This window comes from Pelagovum pacificum (assembly GCF_016134045.1).
Lineage (GTDB): Bacteria > Pseudomonadota > Alphaproteobacteria > Rhodobacterales > Rhodobacteraceae > Oceanicola > Oceanicola pacificus_A.
This window is the reverse complement of sequence record NZ_CP065915.1, coordinates 80,599-101,813: the sequence shown is the minus strand read 5'-3', so window position 1 is coordinate 101,813 and position 21,215 is coordinate 80,599. Positions and strand designations below refer to the sequence as shown.

General features: G+C 67.2%; 21 protein-coding genes. 11 read left to right on the top strand and 10 right to left on the bottom strand.

Annotated features, from left to right (window positions below; all coding sequences use genetic code 11):
• Window positions 1-14: 14 nt before the first annotated feature.
• Window positions 15-1,340: an amidase gene (locus I8N54_RS00515; RefSeq protein ID WP_140194466.1), complete on the bottom strand. Its 1,326-nt coding sequence runs from the start codon at window positions 1,338-1,340 to the stop codon at window positions 15-17.
• A 78-nt stretch (window positions 1,341-1,418) separates the two neighbouring features.
• Here I8N54_RS00515 and I8N54_RS00510 point away from each other — a divergent pair, with 78 nt between their 5' ends.
• Window positions 1,419-2,636: a UbiH/UbiF/VisC/COQ6 family ubiquinone biosynthesis hydroxylase gene (locus tag I8N54_RS00510; protein WP_140194468.1), complete on the top strand. Its 1,218-nt coding sequence runs from the start codon at window positions 1,419-1,421 to the stop codon at window positions 2,634-2,636.
• Here I8N54_RS00510 and I8N54_RS00505 read toward each other — a convergent pair whose 3' ends face one another.
• From I8N54_RS00505 to I8N54_RS00495, 3 genes are read right to left on the bottom strand one after another with little or no spacing between them, the layout of a single operon-like run.
• Entirely contained in the window at window positions 2,637-2,825 is a 189-nt protein-coding gene (locus I8N54_RS00505) for a Trm112 family protein (protein ID WP_140194470.1), read from the bottom strand.
• Window positions 2,822-3,460, bottom strand: a complete 639-nt coding sequence (locus I8N54_RS00500; RefSeq protein ID WP_140194472.1) for an LON peptidase substrate-binding domain-containing protein — start codon at window positions 3,458-3,460, stop codon at window positions 2,822-2,824. Before I8N54_RS00500 ends, I8N54_RS00505 begins: the two co-directional genes overlap by 4 nt.
• Window positions 3,461-3,487: 27 nt before the next feature.
• Window positions 3,488-4,423, bottom strand: a complete 936-nt coding sequence (locus I8N54_RS00495) for a thioredoxin family protein (RefSeq protein ID WP_140195692.1) — start codon at window positions 4,421-4,423, stop codon at window positions 3,488-3,490.
• A 128-nt stretch (window positions 4,424-4,551) separates the two neighbouring features.
• Here I8N54_RS00495 and I8N54_RS00490 point away from each other — a divergent pair, with 128 nt between their 5' ends.
• Complete coding sequence (locus I8N54_RS00490) at window positions 4,552-5,196, top strand: SGNH/GDSL hydrolase family protein (protein ID WP_140194474.1); 645 nt, start codon at window positions 4,552-4,554, stop codon at window positions 5,194-5,196.
• A gap of 61 nt (window positions 5,197-5,257) precedes the next feature.
• Here the strand turns inward: I8N54_RS00490 and I8N54_RS00485 are convergent, their stop codons facing one another.
• Together I8N54_RS00485 and I8N54_RS00480 are read right to left on the bottom strand one after the other, a co-directional pair.
• Entirely contained in the window at window positions 5,258-6,046 is a 789-nt protein-coding gene (locus tag I8N54_RS00485; protein WP_140194476.1) for an exodeoxyribonuclease III, read from the bottom strand.
• Entirely contained in the window at window positions 6,043-7,209 is a 1,167-nt protein-coding gene (locus tag I8N54_RS00480) for an aminotransferase class I/II-fold pyridoxal phosphate-dependent enzyme (protein WP_140194478.1), read from the bottom strand. Before I8N54_RS00480 ends, I8N54_RS00485 begins: the two co-directional genes overlap by 4 nt.
• Window positions 7,210-7,307: 98 nt before the next feature.
• Here I8N54_RS00480 and I8N54_RS00475 point away from each other — a divergent pair, with 98 nt between their 5' ends.
• The gene (locus tag I8N54_RS00475; RefSeq protein WP_140194480.1) at window positions 7,308-9,575 is read left to right on the top strand and encodes an SEL1-like repeat protein; all 2,268 of its coding nucleotides are present in this window, start codon (window positions 7,308-7,310) and stop codon (window positions 9,573-9,575) included.
• On the opposite strand, the gene I8N54_RS00470 is transcribed toward I8N54_RS00475, so the two are convergent.
• Window positions 9,569-10,066 (bottom strand): GNAT family N-acetyltransferase, encoded by a 498-nt coding sequence (locus I8N54_RS00470; protein ID WP_140194482.1) that lies wholly within the window; start codon window positions 10,064-10,066, stop codon window positions 9,569-9,571. The genes I8N54_RS00475 and I8N54_RS00470 overlap by 7 nt on opposite strands.
• Window positions 10,067-10,354: 288 nt before the next feature.
• Complete coding sequence (locus tag I8N54_RS00465; protein ID WP_140194484.1) at window positions 10,355-11,041, bottom strand: response regulator transcription factor; 687 nt, start codon at window positions 11,039-11,041, stop codon at window positions 10,355-10,357.
• A gap of 157 nt (window positions 11,042-11,198) precedes the next feature.
• Between I8N54_RS00465 and ribA the strand changes: the two genes are divergently transcribed.
• From ribA to I8N54_RS00450, 3 genes are read left to right on the top strand one after another with little or no spacing between them, the layout of a single operon-like run.
• The gene (gene ribA / locus I8N54_RS00460) at window positions 11,199-12,281 is read left to right on the top strand and encodes a GTP cyclohydrolase II (protein WP_140194486.1); all 1,083 of its coding nucleotides are present in this window, start codon (window positions 11,199-11,201) and stop codon (window positions 12,279-12,281) included.
• A 46-nt stretch (window positions 12,282-12,327) separates the two neighbouring features.
• On the top strand, window positions 12,328-13,329 hold the full coding sequence (locus I8N54_RS00455; protein ID WP_140194488.1) for an LLM class flavin-dependent oxidoreductase: 1,002 nt from the start codon (window positions 12,328-12,330) through the stop codon (window positions 13,327-13,329).
• On the top strand, window positions 13,326-13,820 hold the full coding sequence (locus tag I8N54_RS00450) for a L,D-transpeptidase family protein (RefSeq protein WP_140194490.1): 495 nt from the start codon (window positions 13,326-13,328) through the stop codon (window positions 13,818-13,820). The genes I8N54_RS00455 and I8N54_RS00450 overlap by 4 nt, the downstream gene beginning before the upstream one ends.
• Here the strand turns inward: I8N54_RS00450 and I8N54_RS00445 are convergent.
• Entirely contained in the window at window positions 13,817-14,479 is a 663-nt protein-coding gene (locus tag I8N54_RS00445; protein WP_140194491.1) for a YggS family pyridoxal phosphate-dependent enzyme, read from the bottom strand. The two genes, I8N54_RS00450 and I8N54_RS00445, sit on opposite strands and share 4 nt — an antisense overlap.
• Before the next feature lie 231 nt (window positions 14,480-14,710).
• On the opposite strand from I8N54_RS00445, the gene I8N54_RS00440 reads away from it, so the two are divergent.
• From I8N54_RS00440 to holA, 5 genes are all read left to right on the top strand, one after another.
• Complete coding sequence (locus I8N54_RS00440; RefSeq protein ID WP_140194493.1) at window positions 14,711-15,991, top strand: porin; 1,281 nt, start codon at window positions 14,711-14,713, stop codon at window positions 15,989-15,991.
• A 160-nt stretch (window positions 15,992-16,151) separates the two neighbouring features.
• Window positions 16,152-16,628, top strand: a complete 477-nt coding sequence (locus tag I8N54_RS00435) for a DUF3576 domain-containing protein (protein ID WP_197097558.1) — start codon at window positions 16,152-16,154, stop codon at window positions 16,626-16,628.
• Window positions 16,629-16,700: 72 nt separating this feature from the next.
• Window positions 16,701-19,262 (top strand): leucine--tRNA ligase, encoded by a 2,562-nt coding sequence (gene leuS / locus I8N54_RS00430; RefSeq protein ID WP_140195696.1) that lies wholly within the window; start codon window positions 16,701-16,703, stop codon window positions 19,260-19,262.
• Window positions 19,249-19,752: an LPS assembly lipoprotein LptE gene (gene lptE / locus I8N54_RS00425; RefSeq protein ID WP_140194495.1), complete on the top strand. Its 504-nt coding sequence runs from the start codon at window positions 19,249-19,251 to the stop codon at window positions 19,750-19,752. The genes leuS and lptE overlap by 14 nt, the downstream gene beginning before the upstream one ends.
• Window positions 19,749-20,771: a DNA polymerase III subunit delta gene (gene holA / locus I8N54_RS00420; protein ID WP_140194497.1), complete on the top strand. Its 1,023-nt coding sequence runs from the start codon at window positions 19,749-19,751 to the stop codon at window positions 20,769-20,771. The genes lptE and holA overlap by 4 nt, the downstream gene beginning before the upstream one ends.
• Window positions 20,772-20,928: 157 nt before the next feature.
• Here holA and I8N54_RS00415 read toward each other — a convergent pair whose 3' ends face one another.
• Window positions 20,929-21,180 carry a hypothetical protein gene (locus I8N54_RS00415; RefSeq protein ID WP_140194499.1) on the bottom strand — a complete coding sequence of 84 codons (252 nt, stop codon included), beginning with the start codon at window positions 21,178-21,180 and terminating at the stop codon, window positions 20,929-20,931.
• Between the last annotated feature and the right edge of the window lie 35 nt (window positions 21,181-21,215).

Below are 21,215 nucleotides of genomic sequence, written 5' to 3'. Positions count from 1 at the left end.
GGGTCATGTGGCTTTTAGGCCAAGAGCGGCTCAATCGCCGCGCCAAGCCGCAGCAACCCCGCCTCTCCTCCCGGCGCCCCGCTCAGCATGAGGCCCGTGGACGGCGTGCCTGTCGGCACCGTGAGCGAGCTCAGCCCCATCAGGTTCGCCAGTCGCGTGTTGCGCAGAGTCTTGAGGTTCGTCACCCGGTAATACTCGTCGTCGGAGAGCAGACGTTCCACTTTCGGCGGCATCAGCGCGGCGGTCGGCGACAGAACGGCGTCGTAGCCCGCGACCCGCGCGGTGTAGTCGCCGCGCAGCGCCCGCAGCCGCCGCCAGTCCCGCAGGTAGTCCGACGCGGCGATGCCCTTGCCGGCGCTCACGCGGTCCCGGATCGCCGGGAACATCACCTCGCCGTTCGCCTCGACCAACTCGCTCCAGAAGGACCAGGCGTCGGCCGTGAACAGGCCGCCGGCCATGGCATAGGCCTCTTCCAGCGGACCCCACTCTCCCCGGTCGACGGTCGCACCCGCCGCTTCAAGCTTCGCGACGGCGTCGAAGAACGCCTCGCGCGGCGTGTCCTCGACATCCTCCATCAGCACGGTCTCGAGGATCAGGAACCGCCGCCCCGTCAACGTGGCACCGCCGAGGTCCACGGTCGGTCCACCCAGCGCGGCCAGCATCAGGGTCACATCCTCGACCGTCCGGCCGATCGGGCCGACCGTGTCGAAGGTTTCGCACAGCGGCACCGCGCCGACCGTCGACAACAGCCCGTGCGTGGTCTTCAATCCGACGAGGTCGTTCCACGCGGGCGGCACGCGCGCCGAGCCGCCGGTGTCCGACCCCACCGCCGCCGCGGCGAGTCCAAAGGCCACCGACGCCGCCGCACCGGAGGACGAGCCCCCGGGCACAGCGTCGGGGTCGTTGCGGTTGGGCGGAGTCGCCGTGATCGGGTTCAGGCCAAGTCCGGAAAAGGCGATCTCCGACAGGTGCGTCTTGCCGAGGCAGACCAGCCCCATCGCCGTCGCAGACTTCAGAACCGCCGCGTCCTGCGCCGGGACGCGGCCTTTCATCAGCGCCGTGCCTGCTTCTGTCTCCACGCCCGCCGTGTCGAACAGGTCCTTCCAGCTGACCGGCACCCCGTCCAGCGGCGATCGCCGCAGCCCTGCGGCCGCGCGCGCCGCGGCCGCCTCGGCCTCCGCGATGGCACGCTCCGCCGTGACACGGACATAGATGCGGTCGCGCAGCGGATGCGCGTCGATCGCCTCCAGATACATCCGGGTGAGGGCGACCGGATCAATCCGGCCCTCATCGATGCCTCGTCCGAGTTCGGCCGCCGAGGCCCAGAGCCAGTCTTCCATGTGCGCCCTCCTGACGCGGCGGACGGTAACGGCGTGACGCGGCATGGACAATCCCGCTTGCCGGACCATAGTCGAACCATGGACGAGACGTCGGATATCCTCATCGTCGGCGGCGGGCTCAACGGCCCCGCGCTGGCGCTCGCGCTCGCCGGGGCGGGCTTCACCGTGACCCTTGTGGACTCACAGACTGCCGAGGTGCACCGCGATCCCGATTTCGATGGCCGCTCCTACGCGCTGGCGCTCACCTCTCAGCGGCTGTTGCGCAGGATCGGCGTCTGGACGGCGCTCGCCGACGACAGCCAGCCGATGCTCGACATCAAGGTGACCGATGGGCGCGCGGGCGAAGGTCCCTCGCCCTTCTTCATCCATTTCGACCATGCCGAAATCGAGGAAGGCCCGATGGGCTACATGGTGGAGGACCGCCACCTCCGCCCGGCCCTGCTCGACGCGATCGCGGCGAACGATCACATCCGCCACGTCGGCGGCGTGACAGTCGTCAGCCAGGAGACCGGACCGGCCGGTGCCACCGTGACGCTGGCCGACGGCAAGGTGCTGAAGGCCCGGCTTCTTGTCGGGTGTGACGGGCGCAGCAGCGGAACCGCCAGACGCGCCGGCATCGGCCGCACCGGCTGGGGCTACGGACAGACCGCCGTCGTCTGCGCCGTCGCCCACGAGCAGCCGCACAACGGCGTCGCCCACCAGTTTTTCATGCCCACCGGCCCCCTCGCCATCCTGCCGCTGAAGGGCAACCGTTGTTCGATCGTCTGGTCGGAGAGCGAGGAGCGCGCGGCAGACCTGCTGGCGCTCGACGAGGCGGCATTCCTCGACGCGCTACGGCCAGCCTTCGGTTCGTTCCTCGGCGAGATCACCCTTGCCGGTGCCCGGTTCGGGTTCCCGCTCGGCCTGTCATTGGCGGACGATTTCATCGCCGATCGCGTCGCGCTCGTCGGAGACGCGGCGCACGGCCTGCATCCGATCGCCGGACAGGGCCTGAACGCCGGGCTGCGCGATGTGGCGGCGCTCGCCGACGTTCTGGGCGATGCGCGCTCACGGGGAGAGGACATCGGCACAGCGCCCGTCCTGCGCCGCTACAGGCAGTGGCGGCGGTTCGACACCGCGTCCCTCGCCATGGCGACCGACGGGTTCAACCGTCTGTTCTCGAACGACAATCCGCTTCTACGTGCGGCGCGGGACATCGGCATGGGCGCGGTGAACGCAGTTCCCGGCCTGCGCCGCGCCTTCATCCGCGAAGCAGCCGGCCTGAGCGGCGACCTGCCCTCGCTGATGCGTCCCTGATCAGTCGAGCTGCCGTGCCTCGTCGACCAGCATCACGGGAATCCCGCCCCGGATCGGATAGGCGAGGTGCGCCGCCTTGCTGACGAGTTCCTGCCGCTCGGGATCGTAGGTCAGCTGCCCCTGGGTCTGCGGACAGACCAGAGCCTCGAGCATGCGGCGGTCGAAGGCCGGTGCGGTGGTGTCGGTCATTGCAGTCTATCGTCTCCCGGTCCGCCATGCAGGGCGAATTCGATCAATGTTACCAGCGTTTCGCGCCGGGTGACCAGAGACGGCGCCTCGAGCAGCGCCTGCTTGTCCTCCGGCTCGAACGGGCAAAGCATGGAGAGCGAGTTGATGAGAAGCTCGTCCTCCGCATCCTTCAGCGAATCCCAGTCGGTCGACAGGCCCTGATCGGCGAAGTAGCGGCCGAGGTTCTTCAGGAAGCAATCCCGGTCGAAGTCGCCGTCCTTTTCCTGCGGCCCGAGGTCGCGGTCGAATCCGGTCCAGCTGACCTCGCAACGGCGGTAGGGCATGAAGCCCTCGATCTCCTGCCGGACGCGGTAGCGGCTGATGCCCGACAGGGTCACCATGTAGCGCCCGTCCTCCGTCTCGGAGAACGCGGTCAGGCGTCCGGCGCAGCCGATGGCGTGCAGCTTCTCACCCTGTCCGGAACTGTACGGCTGGATCATTCCGATCAGCCGTTCGGGCGTTTTCAGCACGTCGTCGAGCATCGCGAGATACCGCGGCTCGAAGATGTGCAGCGGCAGCCGGGCGCGTGGCAGAAGCAGCGCGCCCGGAAGCGGGAATATCGGAATGACTTCCGGTAGATCTGCGGCTTGGATCATACCCGGTCAGCTAGGACGGACGGGGCCTCAGGCAAATATAAGTGAGCTCAGTTTCCGCCGTCCGCTCAACACGATCGGGTCAGTCGGCTTGAGCGCGTCGAAGATGGTGAAGAGCTGCGTCTTGGCGGCTCCGTCGTTCCACTCGCGATCGCGGCGGAACAGTTCCAGAAGCTCATCTACGGCACCCTCGGAATCGCCGCTGGCCTGGAGCGCGGTGGCGAGGTCATAACGCGCCTGAAGATCGGCGGGATCGGCCTCCACCTTCGCGCGGAGATCGGCCACGGGGCCCGCGTTCTGCGCCTGCTTGGCCAGCTGAAGCGCCGCGTGGGCGGCTTCCATCTCCGGCGTGGCGGAGATCTCGGCCGGGGCGCCGTTCAGGATCGCCTCCGCCTGATCCACTTCCCCGAGCGCGAGGTAGGACCGCACCAGCCCGCTGTAGGCGGCCGCGTTCTGACCGTCTTCCTGCAGGATCGCCGCGAAGGTCTCCGCCGCATCGGACGCCGCGCCTTCGGCGAGCATCGCTTCGGCTGCCTCGATCGCCTCCTCGAGGCCGCCGGCCTCTTCGCCGGCACCCTCGGCGCCGCCGCTGGTCTTGATGAGGTTCGCGATGAACTGGTCGATCTGCGACGGCGGCAGCGCGCCCTGGAAGCCGTCGACCGGCTGGCCCTGCCAGAAGGCATAGACCGTCGGGATCGACTGGACCTGAAGCTGGCCGGAGATGCCCTGGTGCTTGTCGACGTCGATCTTGACGAGCTTCACCGCGCCGTTTGCCTTCGTCACCGCCGCCTCGAGCGCCGGGCCGAGCTGCTTGCAGGGACCGCACCAGGTCGCCCAGAAATCGACGATGACCGGGACCGTGCGGGACGCCTCGACGACGTCCTGCATGAAGGTCTGGTCGCTGCCGTCCTTGATGAGGTCCCCAGCGGGGGCCGCGTTCGTGTCGGTTGTGCCGAGTTCAATCATGTCGTTCATCCCGTCGATCCGGTTTCCCCGCCTATATGGGTGAGCGGTGCCGCGAGGAAAAGGGTGAATGCTTGCCACGCCGGCCCTGTCCCGCATAGCGTCGCGCGACGGAACGGGAGGACCACGCCATGCCGACTTTGCTCTGCTTCGGGGACAGCAACACATGGGGCGCGCCTGCCACCGGTGTCATCGGTGCGCCCGGTCTTGCGCGTCGGTTCGGCCCCGGCGTACGCTGGCCGTCGGTCTGTGCCCGGGCGCTCGGCGAGGGCTGGGAGCTGGTGGAAGAGGGCCTGCCCGGCCGCACCGCGCAGTTCGAGGACCCGGTGATGGGCGCCCACATGGACGGGCGGCCGGCGCTGCGAATGGCGCTCAACAGCCATGGGCCGCTGGACGTACTGGCGATCATGCTCGGGACGAACGATGCGAAGTGCCGCTTCGCGCCAACGCCGAAACGGATCACAGCCGGCATCGCCGGCTTGGTCGACGTGGCGCGGAGCCGGGATCAGCAGGATCGGCACGGCGGTTTCTCGATCCTTCTGATCTGTCCGCCGATCGTCGAGGAAGTCGGCCCCTTCGCTGCGGAATTCCACGGAGCGACAGAAGCGATGACCGGCCTCGCGGAAGAATATGCCGCGCTGGCACACGCCAACGGCTGCGGCTTCCTGGACGCCAACGACGTCATCAAGGTCAGCCCTTTAGACGGCATCCACTTCAACGAACCCGAGCACGACGCCCTGGGACAGGCCGTGGCGAAAGCGATTCTCGCCCTTTGACGCCCCCGATTTTTCGCCGAAAAATCGATATCGGAATTTCGTCCAAATTCCGTTAAGTCGCTTAAAGATCGAAAGTCGCGAAGACCGGCGCATGGTCGGACGGCTTTTCCCAGCCGCGCGCGCTCCGCAGGATGCGGCTCGAATGCGCCGCACCCGCGATATCGGGCGTTGCCCAGATATGGTCCAGCCGCCGCCCCTTGTCCGCGCTGTCCCAGTCGGGCGAGCGATAGGACCACCAGGAATAGAGCTGCCCCTCGGGGATGTCCGCGCGGGTCACGTCGACCCAACGCCCGGCATCCTGAGTCTCGCCCAGGTGCTCGACCTCGATCGGCGTGTGGCTCACCACTTTCAGCAGTTGCTTGTGGTTCCAGACGTCATCCTCGCGCGGGGCGATGTTCAGATCGCCGACGAGAATCGACGTCTCCGGCGCCTCGGCATGGAACGCGTCCCGCATCGCGGTCAGGTAGTCGAGCTTCTGGCCGAACTTCTCGTTCACCTCGCGGTCAGGTTTGTCGCCACCGGCGGGCACGTAGAAATTGTGAATCGTCACGCCGTTGTCGAGCTGGCCAGCGATGTGGCGTGCATGGCCGAGACTGGCATAGTCATAGGCCGCGACCTCACGGATCGGCAGCTTCGACAGGATCGCCACGCCGTTGTAGCTCTTCTGTCCCCGTCCGACCATGTAGCGATAGCCGAGCGCCGAGAACCCCTCGAGCGGGATCTTGTCGAGCGGCGACTTGCACTCCTGCAAACACAGCACGTCTGGCGCCTCGGTCTGGAGCAGGTGCAGCACGAGGTCCTCCCGCAGGCGGACCGAGTTGATGTTCCATGTGGCGAGGGTGAAGGTCATGTGCGGGCTCCCGGCTCAGGCGCGTCCCTGATGCCAACGGATCCTCCGGGGCTCAAGTCGAAGAAGCCGGTCAGCCGGTCGAGGCCGGCCCGCAGGACTTCCGGCGCGCAGGCGTAACCGAAGCGCAACGCCCCCTCCATCCCCATCACCGAGCCTGGCGTGACCATGACTCCGGTTTCGCGGATCATCCGTTCGGCCAGCGGGTAGGACGGCTCATCGCTGCGGTAGGAGATCAGCGCCGTCGTTCCCGCCGCCGGCCGCACCCAGTCGAGCGTCGGCTTGGAATCGACCCACTCCGCCAGCATTGCGAGGTTGCCGCGTGTGATCCGCCGGCTCCGCTCCAGGATAAGGTCCGACACCTCCAGCGCCATCGCGGCGAAGTAATCGTCGATCATCGACACGCTGATCGTGGAGTAGTCCCGGTGCAGCTCGACCTCGCGCAGCAGATCGGCGGGTCCCGCCACCCAGCCGAGCCGAAGCCCGGCGAGCGAAAACGCCTTCGACATGCCGCAGGTCGAGATACCCTTTTCGTAGAGGTCCGCGACCGAGGCCGACCTGCCGTCCCCATCCTGCGCCGTGCCGCGATAGACTTCGTCGGACAGGATCCACGCGCCCTCGGCCCGGGCGGTCGCGACGATCTCCTCCATCAGCGCCGGTGGGATCAACGCCCCGGTCGGGTTGTTGGGGTTGGTGAAGGCCAGCACCTTTGCGCCCGTCATCGCCGCCCGCAGTCGCTCCGGATCCGGCAGGTAGCCATCCTCCGCCCGCAGCGGCAGCTCGACCACCTCCGCCCCGATGGAGCGCGGGATCGAGGTATGCTGCTGGTAGGTCGGCGTCAGCGCGACCACCTTGTCGCCCGGCCCGACGAGCGCCTGATAGACCAGCATGTTCGCCCCGGCCGTGCCGTGCGTCACCATGATGGTCTCCGCCGATTGCCGGTCGTAAAGACCCGCGGCCAAGGTGCGCAGCCGCTCCGACCCGGTGATCGGCCCGTAGGTCAGGTGCATCGCGGCAAGCTCGGACGGCATCGCCTGCGTGCGGCCCGCCATCTGTAGCAGCTCTTCCAAGGTGAGCGAGTGAACACAGGTCTCCGCGAGGTTCAGCTCGCACCGCGTTTCCCACGCGTTCATCCACTGCTCTACGCCGAATGGTTCGATTTTCATGCGAGACCTGCCTTTACGTCATTCTCGGTAGTTTACAGCCCGCACAAGCGGCCCTTACCATCCGGATTGTTTCCAAGAGCCTTATTGATCGACGTCATATGCAACAAGATATCACCGCCCTCCGAGCCGCCCTCCTCATCACGAGCCTTTTCGCCGCGCCCGCCACCGCCCAGACCGAAGCGGAGCTCTCCTGCTATCGCCTAGCCGGGTCGGACATCGACGGCGGCCTGCCACCAGGCGTGCCCGGCGTGGCGTTCGAAAGCATCGGCGCCGACGCGAAGGCGGCCTGCGACGACGCGCTCGCCGAGGCGATCGCGACCGGCACCCTGTCACCGCGCGTCGCCTTCACCGCCGGTCGCGCCTTTGCCGCCAACGGCGACGCGGAGACGGCGCTGCAGCTCTACCGCATCCTCGAGGGCGAAGCGTTTCCGCTCACCCTCATGAACCTCGCCTATCATTACTCGGAAGGGTCCGGGGTCGAGACCGACATGTCGCGCGCCGCCGAATACATGAAGCGCGCGGCGGAGGGCGGTCTGCCCAGCGCATGGACCGCGCTGAAGGACTGGCTCGACACGGGCAGGCTCGACGATCCGGACGGCACGTTCGGCGCCGCGGTGCTGCGCGGTCTCGCGCCGCACGACGACGACATCCGCTTCGACCTCATCTCGGCGATCGAGTCCGGCACCATCGCTCCGGCCTCCGAGACCGAACTGGCCGACCTCCTGGCCGCCGCCTACGCCGCAGGCGATCCGATCGGCGGGCGCAATTACGTCTTCTGGCTGGAAGAGCGTGGCGAGACGGACGAGGCGCTGATCGCCGCCTACAACACCTACCTCTGGGCCGGGAACGCCGACCCGGCCCGGGACGCCGGCTGGCCCGGCCACGAACGGGAATCCGCGCTGCTGACGGTCCGCCTTGCCGATACCTACGGCGGTGATTCCCTGCCCGATGGCGAGGTCGAGCGGCTCCGCGCCGAATACGGCGACGTCTACCACTCGGTCGACACAACGGCGAACTGCACGACCGGCCCGATCGATGCGACCTACTTCGCGTGGGATCAGAACCGGCCGACCTCCTCCGTCGCCGATCAGGCCGAGTGGTACGCCGCACGCAATTGCCCGATGGAGCCGGAGCTTCTGGCCGAACTCGAAGGCCTGCACGACCGCGCGGAAGACCTCGACGTCAGCTTCTATGAAACCGTGGTCGCGTGGAGCAACGGCGACCCCCTGCCCGAGCCCGACTACGACGAAGCGGCGCTTCTCGAAGAGCGCACCTACGATCTGACGCCGCGCGGCACCGGCGCCTCCAGCGAAATCACGCTGCGGGTTACCTGCGACGGCGACGCCTTCTACCGCACGCTGCGGGCCTGGGAGGGGGAGAGCCTGTCCGGTCCGGTCAAGAGCTGGGGCGTCCTGCACGACCGGGTCCGGGAACTATTGCTCGACAACACCCCCTGTTACGACTCCGGCACCGGCAGTCTCTACTATCCCGACATGCTGCGCCTGCAGGAGATCGGGCTCGAGATCGGCGACCCCTACACCGCGCTCGAAATCCATGCGGCGATGGAGGGCAACTATACCTTCCGCACGGCGCCGGTCTTTCCTTACCTTGCCGAGTGCGAGGCCAGCCTCTCCGCGCAGCGCCCGACGGCGGCGGCGGATGTCTCACGCCAGGATGCCGCCCTTGCGGGGCTGACTCGGATGCGCGCGGGGCTCGCCACGACCTCCAGCATCTACCGGACGCTCGATTTCCCGGTGCGCGAGCGCCTCGCTGAATTCGGCCTCGCCGCGGCGCCGGTGCTCGCCCGTTGCGCCGAAGGCTCCGACCCGCTGACGGCGCTGTCGGGGGACTGGCCGTCGATCGCCAGCGGCTTCGCGACAGAAGTCGCCATCGCCGATGCCGCCGTCAATCGCACCGACCGCAGCGACCGGACCTTCGGCAACTGGCAGGTGGCCGACCTGGGCTGGGGCGCTTTCGCGTACACGCGCAGCCCCGACACCGCCTACACCTTCGGCTACCTCTGCGAAGTCTGGGGCGACGGCGACTCGACGGGGCGCGACAACGTCTTCTACTTCGACAGCCCCGTCGACCTCGACGACAGCTCGGTGAGCGTGGACTTCGGCAACGGGCGATCGGCGGTCATGGACGTCGACAGCCCGGAACCGCTCCTCCTCAGCCCCGCGATCGAGGCCGCCTACTTCTACCTCGAAAGCGAAACTGCGGTGGACGATGTGAAGCGCGCGCGCCAGCTGGTTGTGCGCAGCGCGGACCTTCCGGGCGGGCAGGTGATCCTGTCGGCCTCCGGCAGTCGGGCGGCCGTGGACTGGGCCGGCTCGCTCTGCAACGGGATCCGTGACCGCTACTGACCGGGTCGCCGGGCCAGCATCGGCAGGATAGGTCCCCAGGCCGTCTCCTGCGGCGGGCCGGAAGGCACGAAGCCCAGCTTGCGGCAGACCGCGATGGCGCGGGCGTTGTCGGGATGCGGGTCGGTCGCGACGACGGGCGCGCCATTCTCGAAGAGCGCCCGAATCCGCGCGCCGATGAAGGCAGTGCCGTGCCCGATACCGACCATCGCGGGATCACCGATGAACTGGTCGATCCCCCGCGATCCTTCCGGCAGGGCGGCGAAGTGGTGATCGTCCCAGCCGTGCACGCTGTAGTCTTGAATGAAGGCGAACGGACGGCCAGCGGTCGAGACGATCCATCGCGCGACCCGCGCGTCGGACAGCGCTTCCGGGCTGTAGGGCTCGAACGCGCCCCACCATTGCCGGACGTGCGCTGTCGACCGCCAAGCCGCAAGCAGCGGCAGGTCGTCCATCGTCACGGGTCTGAACTGATAGGACGCGGCCCCGGTCATGCCGTCACGCTAGCAGAACGCGTATTCGGGGGGGCTGAACTTATTAGCCCGGGCACGCGATGGCCCGGGCTTGTCCGACGTGTCGAACGGATGACTTCTCCCCGTCATCAGGGGCTTCGGCACAAGAACACGGGCCGACGGCTTCTGTTCCGGTGCGAATTCGATTTTCTGCCAAATGAGCGCGAAAAGTCCCGGGCAAGCCCCCGGAGAACGAGAAGGGGGCGGCCCCCAGGGACCGCCCCCTATATCTCCACGCCCTGGACGAAGGGCGCCTGCTGGAGATGACCGTCAGGCCACCAGCCGGTAGCCACCGCTTTCCGTCACGAGGAGCCGCGCATTCGATGGGTCGGGCTCGATCTTCTGGCGGAGGCGGTAAATGTGCGTCTCGAGAGTGTGCGTCGTCACACCGGCATTATAGCCCCAGACCTCGTGCAGCAACACGTCTCTGGGCACGACACCCTCCGTAGACCGATAAAGAAACTTCAGAATGTTCGTTTCTTTCTCGGTCAGCCGTATTTTCCGCTCTTCTTCGGTCAGCAGCATCTTCTGCGCCGGACGGAAACTGTAGGGGCCGAGTTGGAACACCGCGTCCTCGGACTGCTCGTGAGTCCGCAGCTGCGCGCGGATGCGGGCGAGCAGGACCGGGAACTTGAACGGCTTCGTCACGTAGTCGTTCGCCCCGGCGTCGAGGCCGAGGATCTGGTCGCTGTCCGTATCGTGGCCGGTCAGGATCAGGATCGGTGACTTCACCCCCTGCTTGCGCATCAGCTTGCAGAGCTCGCGCCCATCCGTGTCGGGCAGGCCGACATCGAGGATGACGAGGTCATGATGCTGTTCCTTGGCCTTCGTCATCGCGTCCGCGCCGTTCGCGGCTTCGAACACGTCGAAATCCTCTGTCATGACGAGCTGCTCGCTCAGCGCCTCGCGGAGATCGTCATCATCATCGACGAGGAGTATCTTCTTGAGTTGTCCCATCTGGGGCTGCCTCCTTATCACCTTGACGTGAAATGTGGTGCAGACACGACACGGACAAGATTTGTGGCGATGTTCTCACGCTGTCGTGTCGTGACAAAGGCTTATGTTTCAACTTCGCCCTCCGGGGCCGTGTTCTGAAACGATTGGCGAGGCAGACATGGGTTTTGCACCCGACATCACCGAGCGGCTCGCCCGCGCTCGCAGCGACCTCCGCATGGGCGTGCCCGTCGTGCTGACGTCCGAGACCGGCGGCGCGGTTGTGCTGTCGGCGGAAACGCTCGGTCCGGCCCGCCTCTCGGCGCTGCTTGCGCTTGGTCGGCCCGTGCTGGCGATCACCGGACGCCGGGCGGAGACGCTGAAAGCCCGCGCCTATGACGGCGACGTCGCGCGGGTCGTGATGCCCTCCGACGCCGATGTGGCCTGGGTCACCTCCATCGCCGACCCCGCCGACGACCTCACCGCGCCGATGAAAGGCCCGCTTCGCACCGATCGCGAGGGCAGCGCCGATCTCCACCGTGCCGCCATCGCGTTGATGAAGGCCTCCCGCCTTTTGCCTGCCGCGCTGGTCCTGCCCGTGCCCGACGCCGCCGCCTTCGCCTCTGCCGAAAACCTGACCATCGTGCCCGCCACCGACGTCGCGCCCGAGGGGCTCTCCCCGCTGGAGCGCATCGTCTCCGCCCGCGTGCCGCTGGAGCTGGCCGAGCACGCTCGCCTCCACATCTTCCGCCCGGACGACGGCGCGGAAGAGCATTACGCGATCGAAATCGGCGCCCCCGACCGCGACAAGCCGGTGCTGTGCCGCCTGCACTCCGCCTGTTTCACCGGCGACCTGCTCGGCTCGCTGAAATGCGACTGCGGCCCCCAACTGAAAGCCGCGCTGCGCCAGATGGGCGAGGCGGGCGAAGGCGTCCTGCTCTATCTCAACCAGGAAGGCCGGGGCATCGGCCTTGCCAACAAGATGCGGGCCTACTCCCTTCAGGATCAGGGGTTCGACACGGTCGAGGCGAACCACCGCCTCGGCTTCGAGGATGACGAGAGGGATTTCCGCCTCGGCGCGGCGCTGCTCGACCGGCTCGGCTTCTCCAAGGTCCGGCTGATGACCAACAATCCCGCCAAGATCGCCCGCCTCACCGGGTGCGGCGTGACCGTCACGGAGCGAGTGCCGCTTAGGGTGGGCGAGACCCGGTTCAATCACCACTACCTCGCCACAAAGGCAAAGAAGTCCGGACACCTTCTATAATCCCTGTCGGGTTCTTAGCTAAGGCAAAAGCCCGGAGGATCAGCGGATGCACTATTCCGTCCTAGACCTGTCGCCCGTGCCCGAGGGGCAGACGACCAGACAAGCCATCGCCAACACCGTCGACCTTGCGCAAAAGGCCGAGGGTTGGGGGTATCACCGCTACTGGATGGCGGAGCACCACAACATGCCCGGAATCGCCTCGGCGGCGACCTCCGTGCTGATCGGCCACGTCGCCGACGCGACCAAGACGATGCGCGTGGGCGCAGGCGGCATCATGCTCCCCAACCACGCGCCCCTCGCCGTGGCGGAGGCCTTCGGCACGCTCGCCACGATCCACGGCGACCGCATCGACCTCGGCCTCGGCCGCGCACCCGGTGGCGACATGGCCGTCGCCCGCGCCCTGCGTGCCACCCGCGAAGCTGCGGAGCGCTTCCCCGAGTCGGTGATCGAACTGCTCGGCTATCTCGGCCCGGAGCAGGCCGGCGCCCAGGTCGCCGCGCACCCCGGTCAGGGCACGGAGGTCCCCATCTGGATTCTCGGCTCGTCCCTGTTCGGCGCACAACTCGCCGCCCAGCTCGGCCTGCCATACGCGTTCGCATCGCATTTCGCGCCGGACGCGCTCGATGACGCCTCGACGATCTACCGGCGCTACTTCCAGCCGACGAAGCGCAATCCGAAGCCAAAATTCATGTTGGCGGTCAACGTCTTCGCTGCACCGACGGACGAAGAGGGCCGCTTCCTGCAAAGCACCATGAAACTTGCCTTCGCGCGGCTGCGCACCGGTCGCCCGGGCAAGCTGCCCGCGCCGGTCGAGGACCTCTCGACAGAGATTCCCGAGGCCGTGATGCCCGGCGTCGACCACGCGTTGCGCATCTCTGCCGTCGGTTCGCCGGACACCGTCCGACGGCAACTGGGTGAGCTGATCGACCGCTACGCGCCCGACGAGGTGATCCTCACCGGCCAGATCCACGACCACGCCGCGCGCCTCCGCAGCTTCGAGATTGCGGCGCAGGCGATGGCCGGCATCGGGTCGAGCGTCGCGGCGTGAGCCCCGAAGACCTTGTTCTGACCCCGACCGGCGTCCGTTTTCTGGGACGCCGGTTTCCTTGCGTGATCGGGCGCGGCGGCCTCACCGCCGACAAGCGCGAAGGTGACATGGCCACACCGCGTGGCACGTGGCACATCACGGACATGCTCTACCGGCCCGACCGCATCGCGGCGCCCGCCCCGTGGGCGCGTCCCATCCGGGTCGGCGACCTCTGGTCCGACGACGCGGGCGACGTTCATTACAATCAGCCCGTGCGTCGTCCTTATAAATTCTCCCACGAGGCGTTGCGCCGAGCCGATCCGCTCTACGACCTCGTGCTGGTCAGCGACTGGAACACCGACCCCGCCGCGCCGGGTCGGGGGTCGGCGATCTTCCTGCATCAATGGCGCCGCCCCGGATACCCGACGGCCGGCTGCATCGCCTTCGCCCGGCGGGACCTCCGGGTTATCGCCGAAGCAATTCGCCCCGGCACCCGGGTCCTCGTCCGCTAGCCGGCCTCGCCGTAGGGCCGCTCTCCGAAAATCGCCGATCCGACCCGGACATGGGTCGCGCCCTGCGCGATGGCGCGTTCGAAGTCACCGCTCATCCCCATCGACAGGCCGGTCAGCCCGTTGCGCGCCGCCAGCTTGGCGAGCAGCGCGAAATGCAGTGTCGGCTCCTCCTCGACCGGAGGGATGCACATCAATCCCGCGATCGGCAGGTCGAGCGACCGGCACTCCGCGACGAACGCGTCGACCTCCGCCGGAGTGACCCCGGCCTTCTGCGGCTCCTCCCCGGTATTCACCTGGATGAAGAGGTCCGGACACTGGCCCATCTCCTGCGCGAGACGCGCGATGGCGCGCGCCAGCTTTGGCCGGTCGAGCGAGTGGATCGCCTCGAACAACTCCATCGCCTGACGGGCCTTGTTGCTCTGCAGCGGCCCGAGAAGATGCACCTCGACACCATCGAACTGCTCCCGCCAGCCAGGCCACTTGCCGGCGGCCTCTTGCACCCGGTTCTCACCGAAAAGCCGGTGGCCGGCACCAAGGACCGAGACCACCCGTTCCGGCGGCTGAAGCTTGGAGACCGCGATCAGTTTCACCTCGTCCGGCGCTCGCCCGGAGCTATCCACCGCCGCCTTCACCCGACTCGTGATTTCATCGTACGCCATGAGCGGATCCCCCTTGTGACGCTTTTATTTCAAGGCTGTAGTCTGCCGTGAAGGCCACCGCCCCCATCCGGCCACGGCCCCGCCCCGACTGTGTGGCGCTCCTGCATCATTTCCATGGCGCTGTCCTTTTCGCCGGTCCATTGGACTTGAGTGTGCACGGGGTTCGGAGCAAAGACACTCCCAATGCTAGTGCAACTGGCATTCTCGGGAATGCAAACACGAGGGAATATCATGAAACGCATCCTCCTCGCTTCTTCCGCGCTCGTCGCCTTCGCCGGCGCCGCCGCGGCCGAAGTGACCTTCACGGGCTCGGCGACTCTTGGCTACAACGACACCGACGCAGTCCTTCCTGGTGACGATCCTTCGACCGCTCCCGCGATCGAAACCGGCTTCGACACCATCGACGACGACAACGTCGGCTACTACTGGGACGTGAACATCGGCGTCATGCTGTCGCAAGAGCTCGACAACGGCCTCACCGCCGCCGTTGAGTTCAACTTCGACGCTGTCGATGGCGATCTCGGTTCCGACCTTGAAGCCGCCGACTACGTCCTGTCGCTGACCTCCGAGTCCGGCGGCATGTACTTTGGCAAGACCGACTTCGCTGCCCAGACCTACTGGATGGGCGTTGGCGACATGGAATACGATGGGTTCTCGGAAGCTGACGGTGAAACCGTCCTGCGTTCCGAAGTCATCTTCGGCTCCGTGACGTTCGGCACCTCCTACATCATCAACGATGATGTGTCCGCCGACCTCAACTTCCGCGCCGACTCCGACGCCGATGGCGACTTCGGCAACGACGAAGACGCCTTCGCTCGTAACGGTGACGAAGTTGTTCAGCTCTCGCTGGGTGCGACTGCCGAATTCGGTCAGTTCAGCGTTGGCATGGCCTACCAGGAAGCAATCGACAACGGCAACCTGTCGACCCGTCTCCTGAACGAAGACACCAACGATGATGGTCTCATCAACGGTGCCGACTCCGAAGTCATCTACAACGACAACGGCGACATCTCCGCTGACGAGATCTTCGGTATCTACGGCATGACCTCCTTCGCCGGTGCTGACGTGTCCCTGGCCTTCGCCCAGAACAACACCGTCGATGAGAACTCGCTCGGCTTCGGCGTCAGCTACCCGATCGGTCCGGTCGTCGCAGGCTTCGCTTACGTCTCCAACTCCGACGTTGCGAACACCTACGAGCTGTCCGTTGGCTATTCCACCGATGTAGTAACGGCTGACTTCTCCTACTCCGACAACGAAGACGGAACCGATCAGGAATACTCCCTGGACGGCCGCTACAACGTTGGCTCCGGGCTGGCCATCCTGGCCGGTCTGCACGGTGGCGAAGACAACACCAACGAGCTGGACTACTACGTTGCCGGTGAATACGACCTCGGCGGCGGCGCGATGATCGTTGCTTCCTACGCGGAAGACGACGACTCTTCCGAAGAAGACGAAATTGGTAGCCCCGAGTTCCAGGAAGGCACCACTGTCGAGTTCACCTTCGAGTTCTGATCGAACCCGAAATCGAACCAAGGTCAGAGCGGTCCCCCGGGGCCGCTCTTTCCTTTTGTGGCAATGGAGTCCGCCCGACCGACACGCCGCCCTGCGGCACTTGTCCGGGCCGGGGTGCTCCGCTAGACATTCCGGCAGGAAACCGGAAGTGGGGGCCCACGTGCCGAACAAGACCAAGACGACCGTGCGCCTGACCCTGGCCGCCCTCGCGCTCTCGGCGCTGACCGCCTGCGGCGGCTCGCTCGGCTCGATCGGCTCCGGCCCGTTCGGATCGCTCGGAAGCGGCGCACGGACGCCGACCGCGGCCACCACCGCGCCTTCCCGCGTCCGCGGCGGAGAGACGGTCGCCGTGAACCGTTACCTCTGGAATGCCTCGCTCGACGTGTTGAGCTTCCTGCCGATCCAGACCATCGACCCGTTCACCGGCGTCATCGTCACCGGCTACGGCACCCCGCCCGGCGGCGGCACCGCCTACCGCGCGACGATCTACGTGTCCGACCCGGCGCTGGACGCACGCGCGCTGAACGTGGCCATCGCCACGCGCGGGGGGCCGGTCGCGGCCGAGACGCAGCGCGCCGTCGAGGACGCGATCCTCAGCCGCGCGCGCCAGCTCCGCATCGCGGACGGCAACCTCTAGAATCCCGGCCTCTCAGGGGCTAACAGGACGCCGGGCCATCGCGCCCGGCGTTGTCACATGAAGGACCCGAAGATGTCCCGCTACGAGCCCTCCCTGATCGAACCCAAATGGCAGGCCGCCTGGGAAGAGGCGGAGACGTTCCGCGCCACGCGCGAGGGCGACAAGCCGAAGTACTACGTGCTCGAGATGTTCCCCTACCCGTCGGGCCGCATCCACATCGGCCACGTGCGGAACTACACGATGGGCGACGTGATCGCGCGCTACAAGATGGCGACCGGCCACAACGTCCTGCACCCGATGGGCTTCGACGCCTTCGGGATGCCGGCCGAGAACGCCGCGATGGCCTCGAACGGGCATCCCAAGCAGTGGACCTACGACAACATCGACACGATGGTCGCCCAGATGAAGCCGCTCGGCTTCGGGATCGACTGGTCGCGCATGTTCGCCACCTGCGACCCGGAATACTACGGTCAGCAACAGGCGCTGTTCCTCGACTTCCTCGAGAAGGGCCTCGTCTACCGCAAGAACGCCGTGGTGAACTGGGACCCGGTCGACATGACCGTGCTGGCCAACGAACAGGTGATCGACGGCAAGGGCTGGCGCTCCGGTGCCGAGGTCGAGCGCCGTGAACTCACCCAGTGGTTCTTCCGGATCTCCGACATGGCCGGAGAGCTTCTGGACGCGATCGACGGGCTGGACGAATGGCCCGCCAAGGTGAAGCTGATGCAGCAGAACTGGATCGGCCGCTCGCGCGGGCTCCAGTTCGCTTTCTCCACCGTGGACGCGCCTGCCGGCTTCGACCGGATCGAGGTCTACACCACCCGCCCCGACACGCTGATGGGGGCGAGCTTCGTCGGCATTTCCCCCGATCACCCGCTGGCGCGGCACCTCGAGCGGCACTCGCCCGAGGTCGCGGCCTTCTGTGCCGAGGCCCGGCGCGGCGGCACGACGGAAGAGGCGCTCGAAAAGGCCGAGAAGCTCGGCTTCGACACTGGCCTGACCGTGCGCCACCCGTTCGACAACGACTGGGAACTGCCGGTCTACATCGCGAACTTCATCCTGATGGACTACGGCACCGGCGCGATCTTCGGCTGCCCGGCGCATGACCAGCGGGACCATGACTTTGCCACGAAGTACGGCCTGCCGATCATCCCCGTCTTCGCCCCCGAAGACGGCGAGCCGGTCGAGGGCGAAGCCTACGTGCCCGGCAAGTCCGACAAGGTCACCTACGTCCGGGGCTTCGCGGGCGAGGAGGTCCAGACCGGCGACGCCGCCGTCGAGGCCGCCGTCGACTATTGCGAAAGCCACGGCGTCGGTCAGGGCGTCACCAAGTTCCGCCTGCGCGACTGGGGCCTGTCCCGACAGCGCTACTGGGGCTGCCCGATCCCCGTCGTCCATTGCGAGACCTGCGGCGTGGTGCCCGAGAACAAGGAGAACCTGCCGGTCCGGCTGCCCGACGATGTCAGCTTCGACGTGCCCGGCAACCCGCTGGACCGCCATCCGACATGGCGCGACGTCCCCTGCCCGAAGTGCGGCGCCCCGGCACAGCGCGAGACGGATACGATGGACACCTTCGTCGACAGCTCGTGGTATTTCGCCCGCTTCACCGCGCCCCGCGCCTCGACGCCCACCGATCTTGACGACGCGGCCTACTGGATGAACGTCGACCAGTATATCGGCGGCATCGAGCACGCGATCCTGCACCTGCTCTACTCCCGCTTCTTCGCCCGCGCGATGATCGAAACCGGACACCTGCCCGAAACCGCGAAGGAGCCGTTCAACGCGCTCTTCACGCAAGGCATGGTGACCCACGCGATCTACCAGACGAAGCGCCCGCAGGACGGCCGCGCCATCTACCACTACCCCGAGGAAGTGGAGATGAAGGACGGCAAGGCAGTCCTCAAGGACAGCGGCATGGAGGTCGAGGTGATCCCCTCCGCCAAGATGTCGAAGTCGAAGAACAACGTCGTCGATCCGCAGGACATCGTCCGCAACTACGGCGCCGACACCGCCCGCTGGTTCGTGCTCTCCGACAGCCCGCCCGAGCGTGACGTCGAATGGACCGCCGCCGGCGCCGAAGCGGCGAGCAAGCACCTCGCCCGCGTCCACCGCATCGCCGCCGACATCGCGGCAATGGAGGACGGCACGACCGGCAAGGGCGACGAGGCGCTGCTGAAGGCGATGCACAAGTGCATCTTCGAAGTGACGCAGGGCGTCGAGAGCTTCGGCTTCAACGCCGCCATCGCGCGCCTCTACGGCTTCACCGCGGTGCTTCAGAAGTCCGAGGCCGGCAAGGCCGCGAAGGTCGAAGCCGCGCGCACGCTGGCCCAGCTCATGGCACCGATGACCCCCCACCTTGCGGAGGAAGTCTGGCACCTGCTCGGCGGCGAGGGCCTGCTGGCCGACGCCACCTGGCCCGTCGCCGACGAGTCCATGCTGGTCGAGGACAACGTGACCCTGCCGATCCAGGTGAACGGCAAGCGCCGCTCCGAGATCACGGTGCCCAAGGACATGGCCAAGGACGAAATCGAGAAGCTCGTGCTTCAGGACGAGAACGTCAAACGCGCACTCGATGGCGGTGCGCCGAAGAAGCTGATCGTCGTGCCGGGGCGGATCGTGAATGTGGTCGTCTGACCGCCTGACACGTCGGGGTGCCCTGCTGGGCGCCCTCGCCGGCCTCACGCTGGGGGCCTGTGGCTTCTCGCCCGTCTACGGCCCCGGCGGCTCTGCCGAGGCGCTGCGTGGTCGCGTGTCGGTCGAAGCTCCGGCGACGACCGAGGGCTTCATCCTGCGCCAGCGGCTGATCGAGCGTCTCGGCACCGCTGACGCGCAAGCCTACCACCTCTCCGTCGACCTGGAGATCGAGGACAGCGCCGTCTCTGTCACCGAGGAACAGGTCACGACGCGCAACAACCTGCCCGGCGCGGCCAGCTTCACGCTGATCGACGTGGCAACTGGTGCGCTCGTCCTGCAGGGCTCGGTCGACACCTTCACGAGCTACTCTACCACCACGACCGGTGCCTCGACGCTGGCGGCTGCGGAGAACGCGCGCGAGCGGCTCGCCGTGTCTCTCGCCGACCTGCTGGTCACCCGGCTCTTCGCGCTGGTGACGGACACGCCATGAAACTCTCCCCCCGTGACGCCTCGGCCTATTTCCGGTCCCCGGATCCGAAGCGTCCCGGGCTCCTGATCCACGGCGACGACGCCATGCGCGTCGCGGCCCGACGGCAGGAAGTTCTCTCCGCCCTGCTCGGCCCAAATGCCGAGGAGGAGATGCGCCTCACCCGACTGCCCGCCAACGAGCTGCGCAAGGACACCGCCGCACTGATCGACGCGGTGAAGGCGCAGGGCTTCTTTCCCGGTGCCCGCGCTGTCCATGTCGAGAGCGCGACGGACGGCCTCTCACAGGCGCTCTCCGCCGCTCTGGAGGACTGGCAGGAGGGCGACGCCCAGATCGTCGTCACCGCCGGCCTGCTGACCGCGCGCTCGTCGCTGAGGAAGCTGTTCGAGGGCCATCGCACGGCCTATGCCGCCGCGATCTACAACGATCCGCCCGGCCGGGACGAAGTCGAGCGGATGATCGCCGACGCCGGTCTGAAAGACGTGCCCCGCGACGCCACCGACGCCCTGCTCGCCCTTTCGCGCGACCTTCCACCCGGTGACTTCCGACAGACGGTCGAAAAGCTCGCCCTGTTCAAGGTGGGTGATTCCACGCCGGTCACCGCTGACGAAGTGGCGCTGATCGCGCCGCGCTCTTCCGAAGCGGCGCTCGATGACGCGCTCGAGATTGTGGCAAGCGGCCGCACGTCGGAGCTCGGCCCAGTGCTGCGCCGCCTCTACGCGCAGGGCGTGAACCCCGTGACGCTCTGCATCGGTGCCGTGCGCCACTTCCGCCAGCTCCACGCCGCGGCCTCCGACCCCGGCGGGGCGAGCGCTGGCGTGGCCAAGCTGCGCCCGCCCGTCTTCGGGCCGCGTCGGGACAAGCTGATGCGCCAGGCGCAGCACTGGGGGATGCACCGGCTCGAGACCGGACTGACCATCCTCACCGACACCGACCTGCAGCTCCGCTCCGCCTCCAGCGCGCCAGCGCACGCGGTGATGGAGCGCGCACTGATCCGCCTTGCGATGCTCGCCCGCCGCTGAGCGGCGCGTTCCCGATCTTTCAGATTGCCCTCGCGCCCCTCGGGGCGTCCACGCGCGCGGCTTCGCGCGTCTGGCTGTCCGGTCCGGGCAAGGCCGTTCAACCCAAAAGAAAAAGGCGGACCAGAGGCCCGCCTTTTCCCGAAATCATCAGAGATGATTAGTTGGTCGTGGTGACGACTTCATCATCATCATCATCGTCGTCCTCGTTCGCAGCGGCGATCGCAGCGATCAGGCCGAGCGGGATGAGGACAGCAGCAGCGCCGCCGCCGAGGGAGCCGAGCGAAGAGCCGGCGGGCTCGGGCGGAAGCGGAGCCGGGGGAACGACGACGATGCCGTCGTCATAGCCGCCTGCAAAGGCGGAACCGGACACGGCGATAAGGGCCGCAGCGATAAGCGTCGTGATGCGCATGTTTTCAAGTCTCCAGCAGCTAGTCTACTTTTTGA

What these genes read in the sequence shown, in the direction of transcription:
- I8N54_RS00505 (WP_140194470.1), bottom strand. Translation starts at nt 2,825, where the DNA reads ATGACCGACACCACCGCACCGGCCTTCGACCGCCGCATGCTCGAGGCT.
- I8N54_RS00515 (WP_140194466.1), bottom strand. Translation starts at nt 1,340, where the DNA reads ATGGAAGACTGGCTCTGGGCCTCGGCGGCCGAACTCGGACGAGGCATC.
- I8N54_RS00490 (WP_140194474.1), top strand. Translation starts at nt 4,552, where the DNA reads ATGCCGACTTTGCTCTGCTTCGGGGACAGCAACACATGGGGCGCGCCT.
- I8N54_RS00465 (WP_140194484.1), bottom strand. Translation starts at nt 11,041, where the DNA reads ATGGGACAACTCAAGAAGATACTCCTCGTCGATGATGATGACGATCTC.
- I8N54_RS00445 (WP_140194491.1), bottom strand. Translation starts at nt 14,479, where the DNA reads ATGGCGTACGATGAAATCACGAGTCGGGTGAAGGCGGCGGTGGATAGC.
- holA (WP_140194497.1), top strand. Translation starts at nt 19,749, where the DNA reads ATGAAACTCTCCCCCCGTGACGCCTCGGCCTATTTCCGGTCCCCGGAT.
- I8N54_RS00495 (WP_140195692.1), bottom strand. Translation starts at nt 4,423, where the DNA reads ATGATTGAACTCGGCACAACCGACACGAACGCGGCCCCCGCTGGGGAC.
- ribA (WP_140194486.1), top strand. Translation starts at nt 11,199, where the DNA reads ATGGGTTTTGCACCCGACATCACCGAGCGGCTCGCCCGCGCTCGCAGC.
- I8N54_RS00500 (WP_140194472.1), bottom strand. Translation starts at nt 3,460, where the DNA reads ATGATCCAAGCCGCAGATCTACCGGAAGTCATTCCGATATTCCCGCTT.
- I8N54_RS00455 (WP_140194488.1), top strand. Translation starts at nt 12,328, where the DNA reads ATGCACTATTCCGTCCTAGACCTGTCGCCCGTGCCCGAGGGGCAGACG.
- I8N54_RS00480 (WP_140194478.1), bottom strand. Translation starts at nt 7,209, where the DNA reads ATGAAAATCGAACCATTCGGCGTAGAGCAGTGGATGAACGCGTGGGAA.
- I8N54_RS00470 (WP_140194482.1), bottom strand. Translation starts at nt 10,066, where the DNA reads ATGACCGGGGCCGCGTCCTATCAGTTCAGACCCGTGACGATGGACGAC.
- I8N54_RS00485 (WP_140194476.1), bottom strand. Translation starts at nt 6,046, where the DNA reads ATGACCTTCACCCTCGCCACATGGAACATCAACTCGGTCCGCCTGCGG.
- I8N54_RS00510 (WP_140194468.1), top strand. Translation starts at nt 1,419, where the DNA reads ATGGACGAGACGTCGGATATCCTCATCGTCGGCGGCGGGCTCAACGGC.
- I8N54_RS00475 (WP_140194480.1), top strand. Translation starts at nt 7,308, where the DNA reads ATGCAACAAGATATCACCGCCCTCCGAGCCGCCCTCCTCATCACGAGC.
- leuS (WP_140195696.1), top strand. Translation starts at nt 16,701, where the DNA reads ATGTCCCGCTACGAGCCCTCCCTGATCGAACCCAAATGGCAGGCCGCC.
- I8N54_RS00440 (WP_140194493.1), top strand. Translation starts at nt 14,711, where the DNA reads ATGAAACGCATCCTCCTCGCTTCTTCCGCGCTCGTCGCCTTCGCCGGC.
- lptE (WP_140194495.1), top strand. Translation starts at nt 19,249, where the DNA reads ATGTGGTCGTCTGACCGCCTGACACGTCGGGGTGCCCTGCTGGGCGCC.
- I8N54_RS00415 (WP_140194499.1), bottom strand. Translation starts at nt 21,180, where the DNA reads ATGCGCATCACGACGCTTATCGCTGCGGCCCTTATCGCCGTGTCCGGT.